This window comes from Mesorhizobium sp. M0296, assembly GCF_040321675.1.
Classification (GTDB): domain Bacteria; phylum Pseudomonadota; class Alphaproteobacteria; order Rhizobiales; family Rhizobiaceae; genus Mesorhizobium.
In genome coordinates, this window is the sequence record NZ_JAMYRZ010000014.1 from 99,367 (window position 1) to 111,184 (window position 11,818).

An 11,818-nucleotide genomic window follows, 5' to 3' on the forward strand; every position below is an offset into this window, starting at 1 on the left:
GCCGCGCGACGAACATAAAGGTGCGAGGAAGCGCGTCGTCGCGGCCTCGATGCCTCCGAACTCCAGATGAAAAATCTTTAGGTGACTTATGAACGAGACCATACCCGGACTGCCCGGCTCCGCCACCCATTCAAGGGTGAAACCTCGTGCCGATGCTGGCATCATCGGGCGGCCGATCGACCGCATCGACGGTCCGCTCAAAGTGACGGGCGGCGCCACATACGCTTACGAGAATGAGCTGGATGGTACAGCCTATGGCTACATTCTCGGCGCCTCCGTCGCCAAGGGCCGCATCGCCGAGATCGACACGGCCGAAGCCGAACGGGCGCCGGCAGTGCTGCTCGTCATGACGCACCGGAATGCGCCGGCCCAGCCGGATTTCGGCCCAACGGTCACGCCAACGGTGCCGGAGGTCTTCACGCGCCCCCGGCCCGCGCTCAACAGCGATCGGGTACGGCATTACGACGAGCCGGTCGCGCTGGTCATTGCGGAGACGTTCGAGGCTGCACGCGCTGCTGCGGGCCTCATCAGAGTACGCTACGACGAGGAGCCGGGCCTCTACGATCTACCGGGACATATCGCCGACGCCTACGCGCCAAAGCGGACCAATGCCGGCTTCGAGACCGACAGCGTGGTCGGCGACTTCGAGCGCGCCTTTGCGACGGCGCCGATTAAGATCGACTCCACTTACGGGACCCCCTTCGAACATCACAATCCGATGGAGCCGCATGCGACGCTTGCTGCCTGGTCAGGCAACGAGCTGACGATCCGAACATCGGCGCAGACCCTCGCGAACTTCCGGGCCGGGGTCGCCAGCACGCTTCGCATCCCGCTCGAGCGAGTGCGCATCGTCAGCCCCTTCATCGGCGGAGGCTTCGGCTCCAAGCTGATTGCCCATGCCGACACGATCCTGGCCGCACTTGCAGCGCAGGTGCTGCAGCGCCCCGTGAAGATCGCGCTGACGCGACAACAGATGTTCGCCAATGCCGGTCATCGCGCAGAGATGGTCCAACAGGTACGTCTCGGCGCGGACACTGACGGGCGGCTCACCGGGATCGCGCACGATGTCTGGTCCGCAACGTCCAGCTTCGAGGAGTACTGCGAACAAACGGCAGTTTTTGCGCGCTCGCTCTACGCGGCGCCGAACCGTCTCACCCGCCATCGCCTGGTTCCGCTGGACATCAACCGCGGCGAATGGATGCGCTCGCCCGGCGAAGCGCCCGGCATGCTGGCTTTCGAATGCGCCATGGATGAGCTCGCCGAGCGCGCCGGTCTGGACCCGATCGAACTCAGGATCCGCAACGAACCGGCACAGGATCCCGAGCGCGGCGTGCCGTTCTCCACCCGCAATCTCGTCGCCTGCATGGAGGAAGGCGCCCGCCGTTTCGGCTGGGAGCGGAGAAACCCGACACCGGGCCAAACTCGGGAGGGCCGCAAGCTTATCGGCCACGGCATGGCGGCGGCGATCCGTCCGAACTATATCGGCGCGGCGACGGCGCGGGTTGCGATCGACCGGGACGGTCGGGTGACGGCGCGGCTCGACATGACCGATATTGGGACCGGCACCTATACGATCCTGACCCAGATTGCCGCCGAGAGCCTCGGCCTGCCGATCTCGTCCGTCAAGGTGGAGCTCGGCGACAGCCGCTTCCCGCGTACCGCCGGCTCCGGCGGATCCTGGGGCGCAGCAAGCGCGGGTTCGGCCTTGCATAATGCATGCAACGTCCTCAAGAAACAGATCCTGGAGGCGGCGCAGTCGAACGAAGCCTCGCCGTTGCGCGGCGCGAACGCCACCGAGGCAAGCTTTGCCGACGGCGAGGTCAGGGTCGGCCAGCGATCGGCGAGCCTGACCGATCTTATCCGAGGGATCTCTCCCGACGGGCTCGAAGCCGAAGGCTCCGTAGCCGCGGGCGCCACCACCCAGTCATACAAGACCTATTCGCAGCATTCCTATGGCGCGCATTTCGCAGAGGTCGCTGTCGATTGCGATACCGGTGAAATCCGCATGCGCCGGATGCTGGCTGTGATCGGCGCGGGCCGTATCCTCAACGCCAAGACCGCGCGCTCGCAAATCATCGGCGGTATGACCTGGGGGATCGGTGCAGCGCTGATGGAGCAGACGGTGCTCGACCCGCGCTACGGCCACTTCGTCAATCACGATCTTGCCGAGTATCATGTGCCGGTCAATGGCGATGTCCCCGATATGGAGGTCGCCTTCCTCGAGGAAGACGACGACAAGGCCAACCCGCTTGGCGCAAAGGGTCTCGGCGAGCTCGGCGTGTGCGGTGCGGGGGCTGCTGTCGCCAACGCCGTTTACAACGCGGCCGGCGCGCGAGTGCGTGAATTTCCCATCACCTTGGACAAGGTGCTGCCTGCCTTACCGGTGATCGCCATTTGACGCTCTCCTCCCTCGCCCTCAACGGTGACCAGGTCGAAACGAATCGCTATTTCTGCGCCATCGACGACGACGCCGGTGGTTGACAGCGCTTTCCGGCCCTTCCATACAAACGCCGTCAATGTTCTCAGGGCGGGGTGAAAGTCCCCACCGGCGGTAAGGGTCTCGGCCCAAGCCCGCGAGCGCTTTCCGGTTAGCCGGAGGGGTCAGCAGATCCGGTGTGATTCCGGAGCCGACGGTCACAGTCCGGATGGAAGAGAACGAAATGGAAGACGGTCCGCTTTCGCGGTTCGGACTCCGTATCGTGCGTCCTGATTCTGGTTCGAAACGGAAGGATGGACCCATGAATCAGCATTCCCACAACGACTATGAAACGATCCGCGTTGCCGTCATTCGCGCGCGTTGGCACGCCGATATCGTCGACCAATGCGTTGAAGCATTCGAGGCGGAACTGGCGGTTCTCGGAGAGAAACGCTTTGCCGTCGATGTCTTCGATGTGCCTGGCGCTTATGAGATTCCCCTGCATGCAAAGACGCTTGCCGTGACCGGCCGCTATGCCGCTATCCTCGGCGCCGCGTTCGTCGTCAATGGCGGCATCTACCGGCACGAGTTTGTTGCAAGCGCGGTCATCGACGGCATGATGAATGTGCAATTGTCGACTGGCGTGCCGGTGCTTTCGGCGGTGCTGACGCCGCATAATTACCATGACAGCGCGGACCATCACCGCTTCTTCTTCGAGCATTTCAGGGTCAAAGGCAAAGAGGCGGCCCGTGCCTGCGTGCAACTGCTGGCAGCACGCGAACACATCGCGGCGTGAAACCTCCACCGCCGGGTGGAAATCCCGGTAAGGCGCTGTAGTATCTCACGAAGCAGGAGGATGCCGGTGCAGACCAAGAAGATCATCAATGACGGCAATCGATCCGTCGACGAGATGCTGGAGGGTATTCTGGCCGCGCATCCGCGCCACCTCAGAAGCGCGGACGGCAGTCCGCGCGCCATTATCGCCCGCGACGGACCGCGCCCAGACAAGGTCGGCCTTGTCATCGGCGGCGGCTCGGGCCATGAGCCGACCTTCCTCGGCTTCGTCGGCAAGGGGCTGGCCGACGCCGCCGCGATCGGCAATGTCTTCGCCTCGCCGCCGCCGGACCCGATCCTCGAATGCGCCAAGGCGGCCAGCGGTGGCGCCGGCGTGCTGTTCATGTACGGCAACTATGCCGGCGACGTGATGAACTTCGACATGGCCGCCGAAATGGCGGCAATGGACGACATTGAGGTGCGCACCGTGCTGACCACCGACGATGTCGCCTCGGCGCCGCGCGACCAGAGGCAGAAGCGGCGCGGCGTCGCCGGCAATTTCTTCATCTTCAAGGCCGCCGGTGCCGCATGCGACCAGATGCTGTCATTCGATGAATGCGAGCGTATCGCCAGGAAGGCCAACGATCGCACCTTCACCATGGGCGTGGCCCTGTCGCCCTGCTCGCTGCCGCAGACCCGCCGGCCCAATTTCGAGATCGGACCGGACGAGATGGAGATCGGCATGGGCATCCATGGCGAGCCAGGCATCGCGCGCGGAAAATTGAAAACCGCCGACGAGATCACAGACGAAATGCTGGACAAGGTCCTCGACGAGATGGCGCCGGCGCGCGGCGATAAGGTCGCGGTGCTGGTCAATTCGCTCGGCTCGACGCCGCTGATGGAGCTCTACATCATGAACCGACGCGTCAAGCAGAGGCTCGACGAGATCGGCGTTTCCGTCCACGCGACCTGGGTCGGCAATTACTGCACCTCTCTCGAAATGGCCGGCGCCTCGGTGACGCTGATGCATCTCGACGGCGAGTTGCAGGCGATGCTCGATCATCCTTGCGACTGCGCCATGTTCCGCGCCGGCTGAGAAAGCATCATGACGTCGATCGATTCAGTCGGCTTGAAAAGAATGTTCGATGAGATCGCGGCGGCGATCGACGCCGACAAGGACAGGCTCTGCCAACTCGACGGCGTCATCGGCGACGCCGACCATGGCATCGCCATGGCACTAGGCTTCACTGCTGCGCGCGATGCACTAGCGCAACTTGACCTCGCGGCGACCGAGCCGACGGCGCTGCTCAACACTGCGGCGAAATCCTTCCTCAACGCGGTCGGCGCCTCGTCAGGCCCGCTCTATGCGACCGCCTTCATGCGCGGTGCCGCCGCCGTCAAAGGCAAGGCAATTCTGGAGGACGCTGACATTATCGCCATGCTCCGGGCGATGGCGCAAGGCATCCAGGATCGCGGCAAGGCCGAGCTCGGCGAAAAGACCATGGTCGACGCCTGGCTGCCGGCGGCGCAAGCAGCGGGTGCCGCGCAGCAAGCCGGCAAGAGCCTGTGCGGGAGCCTGGAAGCCGCACTCGCCGCAGCCGAACAAGGCGCCGAGACGACCAAGGGCATGATCGCCGCCAAGGGCCGCTCATCGCGGCTCGGCGAGCGCTCGCTCGGGCATATGGACCCCGGCGCCGCGTCGGCCGTGACGATCATCAGGGCGATGCGGAACAGTCTGGCTTAGCCCCGCTTCGCCGCGTCGAGCCTGTCGATGGCCTGGACATTGCCGGCCGATGGTCCCTTCTCATCGAATTCCGATGCGAGCCAGGCGTCGACGATCGACTTGGCCAGTTCCGGGCCGATGACGCGCGCGCCCATGGTGATGATCTGGGCGTTGTTGGATTTCGCGGCGCGCTCTGCCGAATAGGTGTCGTGGGTGAGTGCGGCGCGAATGCCGGGCACCTTGTTGGCGGATATGGATACGCCGATGCCGGTGCCGCAAAACAGGATGCCGCGATCGTTTTCGCCGTCCAGGATGGTCTGGGCGAGCTTCTGTGACAGGTCGGCATAGTAGCCCGACTGGCTGAGGTCGCTAACCGTGAGGCCGGGCTTGGTAGCGAGGTGAGCGGCAATGACGTCGAGCAGCGGCTTACCGGCGCTATCAGCTCCAATGGCAATTTTCATGTTCCGTTTCCTTCCTGTTTGGTGATTCAGATCGCCGCCGAGGCGCGCTTGAGGATGTCGATATAGCCGTCCGCCTGCCAGGCCGAGCGGCCGATGAACAAGCCGTCGATGTTGGGCTGGCCGACCAGTTCGGCGGCATTTTGCGGATTGACGCTGCCGCCATAAAGCACCGGCGGCACCACCGGCAGCAGGTCGCGTGCGATTTTCTTGATTAGCGCCTGCTGCCTGTCGGCATAGTCCGAACTGGCCGGCACGCCCTTGTCGCCGATCGCCCAGACGGGCTCATAGGCAAACAGGATCGTCGCCGCCTTCGCCGCGCCTTCGAGAAACTGCAGCGCGCCGTGCACCTGCAAGGCCAGCACCGCAGCGGCCTGCCCGCTGTCGCGTTGAGCCAGGGTCTCGCCGACGCAGATGAGTGGCACGAGACCATGCTTCACCGCCGCCGCAGTCTTCAGACCGACGGCGTTGTCGGTCTCGCCGAAATGCTCGCGCCGTTCGCTGTGGCCGAGCTCGACCATGTCGAGGCCGCAGTCTTTCAGCATGACCGGCGAGATCTCGCCGGTCCAGGCGCCGGCGTCGGCCCAATGCATGTTCTGCGCGCCGACCTTGATGCGCGTCGGCGACAGCGCTTTCTTGACCTCGCGGATCGCCGTGAAGGGCGGGATGACGAAAGGCTGGATGCGCTCGTCGAAACCGGGGACGAACTCCGCCAGCGCCTCGGCGAAAGCCATCGCCTCGGCGAGCGTCTTGTTCATTTTCCAGCTGGTGCCGACCCAATAAACCATACGTGCCCTCCTATTCTGCGATCACTGTCAGCGAAACGCCGGCACCATCCAGCGCGGCGCGCATCTGCGGCTGCGGCTCGCGGCCGGTGAAGACCGTGTCAAAGGCCTTGAGATCTGTCAGGAAGTGCAAGGCAGTGCGGCCGAATTTCCCATGATCGACCAGCAGATATTTGCGCGCTGCTGCGGCCATCATCAGCCGTTTGGTCTGGACCACTTCCTGATCCTGGTGAAAGGCAGAGGCACCATGGATGGCCGATGACGACAGGAACGCGACATCGGCGCGCAATGATTTCAGCGTGTCCTCGGCGAGCAGGCCGAAGAAGCCGTGAAACTTCTTGTTGTATTGGCCGCCGAGCGCAATCAGGTTGATGCCGGCAACGCCCGCCAAATCCTGGATGACGGCCAGATTGTTCGAGATCACCGTCAGCGGACGCAGATCGGCAAGATGCCGAGCAACGCCGCCCGCGGTTGAGCCATCGTCGATGATCACCGTCTGACCCGGTTCGATCATCGTCACGGCAGCGGCGGCGATGCGCTTCTTCTCGTCGCCGGCCAGCCGCTGGCGGTAGCGGAAATCGCTCTCGAAAAGGCTGCTCGGCTGGATCGAGGCGCCGCCGCGCACCTTGCGCAGGAAGCCGCTTTCCTCGAGCTCGTCGAGGTCGCGGTGGACAGTCATCTTTGACACGCCGAAGCGTGAGGCAAGATCGTCGACACTGGCGGTGCCGATGTCCATCAGAAAATCCATGATGCCTTGCCGACGGCCGTCGCTCTTCATTTCCGCGGCTTCCTCGTGCAATCCGGTTCCGAGATATAACACCAAACGTCGCACAAGCCACCAAATTTTTGTGATAATGTTATATCTCTATGGGATATCATGACGCTTCTGGTCGCGTCCTGTAACAAGAATTGCTGCCGGCCGAGCGCCCAGCGGTTGCGGTGCCGCGGAAATCCGGCCAGAAGCATCAGGGGCTCGACGACAACCGAACGGCCCGCAAACACTGGCTCGAAACCGGATACGGGAGACTACTGAGTGGCTCGCATCACACTGAGACAATTGCTCGATCATGCCGCCGAATTCGGCTATGGCGTGCCTGCCTTCAACATGAACAATATGGAACAGGGCCTCGCCATCATGGAGGCAGCCGAGGAGACCAAATCGCCGGTTATCCTGCAGGCGAGCCGCGGCGCCCGAGCCTACGCCAACGACGTGGTGCTAGCCAAGCTGATCGACGCGCTGGTCGAAATCCATCCCGATATCCCGGTCTGCATGCATCTCGACCATGGCAACAACGAAGCCACCTGCGTCACCGCGATCCAGCACGGCTTCACTTCGGTGATGATGGACGGATCGCTGAAGGAAGACGGCAAGACGCCGGCCGACTACGCCTATAATTCCGGCATCACCCGCCGCGTCGTCGACATGGCGCATTGGGGCGGCGTCTCGGTGGAAGGCGAGATCGGCGTCCTTGGATCGCTTGAGATGGGCGGCGGCGAGCAGGAAGACGGCCATGGCGTCGAGGGCGTCATCAGCCACGACCAGCTGCTGACCGATCCCGTGCAGGCCGAACAGTTCGTGCGCGACACCCGTGTCGATGCGCTGGCAGTCGCCATGGGCACCAGCCACGGCGCCTACAAGTTCAGCCGCAAGCCGGACGGCGCTGTACTGGCCATGAACGTCATCGAGGAAATCCACCGCCGTCTGCCGAGTATGCATCTCGTCATGCACGGCTCGTCCTCGGTGCCGGAGGAGTTGCAGGAGATCATCAACAAATATGGCGGCCAGATGAAGCCGACATGGGGCGTGCCGGTCGAAGAGATCCAGCGCGGCATCAAGCACGGGGTGCGCAAGATCAATATCGATACCGACAACCGCATGGCGCTGACCGGCGCAATCCGCAAGGTGCTGACCGAGAACCCGAGCGAATTCGATCCGCGCAAATATCTGACGCCGGCAATGGCCGCGATGCGGAAGCTGTGCAAGGAGCGCTTCGAGCAATTCGGCACCGCCGGCAACGCACCGAAGATCAAGCCGCTGCCGCTGTCGGAAATGGCCAAGCGCTACAAGTCCGGAAGCCTCGATCCGAAATTTGGCTGACGTATTCCGGCTCTGAGCAGGAGCTGCCTCAGCTCCTGCTCATCCGATCATGCTCGCGGCAAGAGATCGGCCCTGCCGGTCTCGATAAAGGGTGCCCAGTAGTCGACCGACTCGCGGATCATGGCGATGACCTGGTGGTCGACGGGCTCGCGCTCGCGGAACGACAATTCGAGGCAGATCTCGTTGTCGACGCCGCCGCCACGGCGAACCGTCTCCAGCAGCTTTTCCGGCGTGATGCGGCCGTCCTTGTTGTGAGCGGCAATGAACGGCCAGTGACCCCCCTTGTTCATCGACGACTGCTTGACGTGGATGATCGGCGATTGCCTGGGAAAGGCTTCGGCCCAGGCATAAGGGTCGGTGTCCGCCGGATTGCTCGAGGTCACGTCGCCATGGTCGATGTCGACCATCATCTTGAACGGGACGGCCATGCCGGCCGCTTCGATCTCGCGCTGCAGTGCCCGGCAGCTTTCGATCGTATGGCCGAATTCGCGGCCGACCGACATCGGCTCCCAGAACAGGTAGGTCAAGCCGGCTGCTTTGGCATGCTCGGCGACCTCGCGCCAGCATTCCAGCGCGATGTCGAAAAGCCGCGCGCGACGTTCAGGATTGTCGTAATCCCGGTGCGTGAAGATCGCGAATTGCGTGCCCATGCCCGCGGCGCCGAGCTCGGCCGAAACTTCTGAAAAGATCTTGAACCAGTCGACGTAGTAGCGCCGCACGTCGGCATCGGGATGGCCGAAATGATTGAGCCGGCCGTAAGGGCCGGTCATCGCGGAGGTCACGCGCACACCGGTGCGGTTGAGCGCGGAGCGGAACAGGCGGACGAATTTGGCGATCGTCGCCGCCGGCCAGCCGGGATTGACGAATTCATGGGTGAGTTGGACGTCCCTGATACCGATCTGATAGGCGATCGCGTCGATCAGGTCGTCCGGCTCCGCAAAGCGGTTGACCAGCGGATTGGTGTTGAGCGAAAGCGTAAAGGCCATCAGCCGGCCTTTGCCAGCCGGCTCGAGCACCAGTCCTCGAAGGCGGTTCTTTCCGCGGCGGACAGATGCAGGCCGTGCTTGGTGCGCCTTTCGAGAATATCGGCGGCGGTCTCGGCCCATTCATGCTCGAACAGGTAATTGGCTTCGCGCTCGAAAAAATCCTTGCCGAAGCGCCGGCCCAGTTCGGCGAGCGAGGTGGCCGCGCCGACCAGATCGCGCGTCCTTGTGCCGAAGAGCCTGCCGTAATGCTTGACCAGCGATGCCGGCATCCAGGGAAATTCATGGCCGAGGTCGCCGAGGAACTGCTCGAAATCGGCATTGGCGATATCGCCGCCCGGCAGGTGCCCTTTCGAGGTCCACGGCTTGCCCATTTTCGGAAAGAACGGGGCGATACGGTCGAGCGCGTGCTCGGCCAATTTGCGGAAGGTGGTGATCTTGCCGCCGAAGACCGAAAGCAGCGGCGCCTGCCCAGCCGGTGCGTCGAGTTCGAATATGTAATCGCGGGTCACCGCGCTCGGATTGTCGGCGTTGTCGTCATAGAGCGGCCTGACGCCGGAAAACGAGTAGACGACGTCGCTTCGTGCGAGCTGGCGCTTGAAGTAGCGATTGACTGCCTTGATCAGGTAATCGATCTCGCTCGCATCGGCGGTCACGTCCTCCGGCCGCCCTTCATAGGGAATGTCAGTGGTGCCGATCAGCGCCAGATCGTCCTGATAGGGATTGATGAAGATCACCCGCTTGTCGCTGTTCTGAACGAGATAGGCCTGCCGCCCTTCCCAGAATTTCGGCACAACGATGTGGCTGCCCTTGACCAGGCGCACGTTGCGCCTGGAATTCTGGCCGCCGACGCGGTTGATGACGTCGTTGACCCAGGGTCCGGCGGCGTTGATCAGCGCCCGTGCCCGGACTGTGGTCCTGACGCCGGTTCGACCGTCGCGCATCTCCACCGACCACAGGCCGTTTTCGCGGCGGGCAGCGGTGCAGGCAGTGCGGGTGAATATCCTGGCCCCACGCTCCGCGGCGTCGAGCGCATTGATGACGACCAGGCGGGCGTCGTCGACCCAGCAGTCGGAATATTCGAAGCCGCGCTTGAAGCTGTCCTTGATCGGCGCGCCTTCTGGCGCGGTGCGCAGGTCGAGCGTGCGGGTGGCCGGCAGTCGCTTGCGGCCGCCAAGATGGTCGTAGAGGAACAGGCCGAGCCGCACCAGCCAGGCCGGCCGATCATCGGGGCTGTGTGGCAGCACGAAGCGCATCGGCCAGATGATGTGTGGCGCGGATTCGAGCAGCACCTCGCGCTCGATCAGCGCCTCCCGCACCAGGCGGAACTCGTAATATTCGAGATAGCGCAAACCGCCATGAACGAGCTTTCCCGATCGCGAACTGGTGCCCTCGGCAAGATCGTCCTTTTCGCAAAGAATGACCGACAGACCCCGGCCCGCCGCATCGCGCGCGATTCCGGCGCCATTGACACCGCCGCCGATGACGAAGAGGTCGACGATTTCGGTTTCACCGTTCATCTCGCTCTATGCCCTGTCGTCAGCATGGATTGACCGGAGGCAGCCCGGCGATGTAGCGGCGCACTTCCTCGGCCGCCTGCTCGGCCGCGTAGGTCACGGTGCGTACCGACGCGCCGGCGATATGCGGCGTCAGCGTCACGTTCGGCAGTTGCAACAGCGGCCAGTCGGCAGGCACCGGCTCGATGGCGAACGTCTCCAGCATAGCGCTGCCGATCTGCCCCGAGACGAGCGCATCGTAGAGCGCATCGTAGTCGACCAGCGGTCCGCGCGCGGTATTGACGAAGATTACGCCGGGTTTCATCCGGGCGATGGCGTTCTTGCCGATCAGGCCGCGCGTCTCCTCGGTGACCCGGGAATGCAGCGTGACCACATCGGAGCGCGACAGCAGATCGTCCAGCGCAACCAGTTCGACGCCGGCATTGCGGTCCTCGGCGCTCAATTGCACATAGGGATCGCAAACCAAGATGCGGCAGCCGAAGGCGCGCAGCAGGCGAACCAGCCTGGTGCCGATATTGCCGTAGCCGATGACGCCGACGGTCATTTCGTTGAGCTCGCGGCCGGTGCGATCGGCGCGGTAGAGATCGCCGCGCCATTCGCCCTTGCGCAAGGCTTCGTGACCGACGCGGATCAGCCGCGTTTCAGCGAGAATGGCGCCGATGGTGAACTCGGCCACGGCGCTGGCGTTGCGGCCGGGCACATTGACCACGGTGATGCCGTGGGCCTTGGCGGCGGCCATGTCGATGTTGATCGGTCCGCCGCGCGAGACCGCAACCAGCTTGAGCGTGGGCAGGCGCTGCATCATGCTTTCGGAGAGCGGCGCAAGCTGGGTGACGAAGATTTCGGCGTCGCCGATGAAATCCACCACCTCGTCGGGATCGCCGAAATACTCCTTGACCTTGTCCAGACCAAGTGCGGCATTGCCGAATTGCATCGGCTCGTCGGGCCAAGCGGTCTCAATGCTGCGGATGTCGAGATTGTCGCCGCAGGCCGCCTCGATTTTCTCGCGAAACACTTCCGGAAGCATGAAGCGGTCGCCGATGATCGCAATTTTCTTGGGCATG

At 63.5% G+C, this 11,818-nt stretch carries 11 protein-coding genes and 1 riboswitch; of the genes, 5 read left to right on the plus strand and 6 right to left on the minus strand.

Translation table 11 applies throughout. From position 1 onward, the window contains the following. Window positions 1-88: 88 nt before the first annotated feature. The 4 genes from NKI97_RS15995 (at window position 89) to dhaL (ending at window position 4,934) form a co-directional block, all read left to right on the plus strand. Entirely contained in the window at window positions 89-2,398 is a 2,310-nt protein-coding gene (locus tag NKI97_RS15995; protein WP_352835252.1) for a xanthine dehydrogenase family protein molybdopterin-binding subunit, read from the plus strand. 116 nt (window positions 2,399-2,514) lie between these two features. Next, a riboswitch (FMN riboswitch) is annotated at window positions 2,515-2,661 on the plus strand. Window positions 2,662-2,738: 77 nt separating this feature from the next. Then, a complete protein-coding gene (locus tag NKI97_RS16000; protein ID WP_352835254.1) occupies window positions 2,739-3,212 on the plus strand; it encodes a 6,7-dimethyl-8-ribityllumazine synthase in 474 nt (157 codons plus the stop codon). A gap of 66 nt (window positions 3,213-3,278) precedes the next feature. Continuing rightward, entirely contained in the window at window positions 3,279-4,286 is a 1,008-nt protein-coding gene (locus NKI97_RS16005) for a dihydroxyacetone kinase subunit DhaK (protein ID WP_352835257.1), read from the plus strand. A gap of 9 nt (window positions 4,287-4,295) precedes the next feature. Continuing rightward, window positions 4,296-4,934: a dihydroxyacetone kinase subunit DhaL gene (gene dhaL, locus NKI97_RS16010; RefSeq protein ID WP_352835260.1), complete on the plus strand. Its 639-nt coding sequence runs from the start codon at window positions 4,296-4,298 to the stop codon at window positions 4,932-4,934. On the opposite strand, the gene derI is transcribed toward dhaL, so the two are convergent. The 3 genes from derI to NKI97_RS16025 are packed head-to-tail and all read right to left on the minus strand — an operon-like array spanning window position 4,931 to window position 6,934. Beyond that, a complete protein-coding gene (gene derI, locus NKI97_RS16015) occupies window positions 4,931-5,374 on the minus strand; it encodes a D-erythrulose-4-phosphate isomerase (RefSeq protein ID WP_023676015.1) in 444 nt (147 codons plus the stop codon). The two genes, dhaL and derI, sit on opposite strands and share 4 nt — an antisense overlap. A 26-nt stretch (window positions 5,375-5,400) precedes the next feature. Further along, window positions 5,401-6,159, minus strand: a complete 759-nt coding sequence (locus NKI97_RS16020) for a triose-phosphate isomerase (protein ID WP_352472271.1) — start codon at window positions 6,157-6,159, stop codon at window positions 5,401-5,403. Window positions 6,160-6,169: 10 nt separating this feature from the next. Further along, window positions 6,170-6,934, minus strand: coding sequence for a DeoR/GlpR family DNA-binding transcription regulator (locus NKI97_RS16025; RefSeq protein WP_023676017.1), 765 nt, complete (start codon window positions 6,932-6,934; stop codon window positions 6,170-6,172). 255 nt (window positions 6,935-7,189) lie between these two features. On the opposite strand from NKI97_RS16025, the gene fba reads away from it, so the two are divergent. Further along, window positions 7,190-8,254, plus strand: coding sequence for a class II fructose-bisphosphate aldolase (gene fba / locus NKI97_RS16030; protein ID WP_352612250.1), 1,065 nt, complete (start codon window positions 7,190-7,192; stop codon window positions 8,252-8,254). Between the two features lie 47 nt (window positions 8,255-8,301). On the opposite strand, the gene NKI97_RS16035 is transcribed toward fba, so the two are convergent. From NKI97_RS16035 to NKI97_RS16045, 3 genes are read right to left on the minus strand one after another with little or no spacing between them, the layout of a single operon-like run. Further along, the gene (locus NKI97_RS16035) at window positions 8,302-9,240 is read right to left on the minus strand and encodes a sugar phosphate isomerase/epimerase family protein (protein ID WP_352835295.1); all 939 of its coding nucleotides are present in this window, start codon (window positions 9,238-9,240) and stop codon (window positions 8,302-8,304) included. Continuing rightward, window positions 9,240-10,757, minus strand: coding sequence for a glycerol-3-phosphate dehydrogenase (locus NKI97_RS16040; RefSeq protein WP_352542233.1), 1,518 nt, complete (start codon window positions 10,755-10,757; stop codon window positions 9,240-9,242). The genes NKI97_RS16035 and NKI97_RS16040 overlap by 1 nt, the downstream gene beginning before the upstream one ends. 19 nt (window positions 10,758-10,776) lie before the next feature. Further along, on the minus strand, window positions 10,777-11,817 hold the full coding sequence (locus tag NKI97_RS16045) for a 2-hydroxyacid dehydrogenase (RefSeq protein WP_352612246.1): 1,041 nt from the start codon (window positions 11,815-11,817) through the stop codon (window positions 10,777-10,779). Between the last annotated feature and the right edge of the window lies 1 nt (window position 11,818).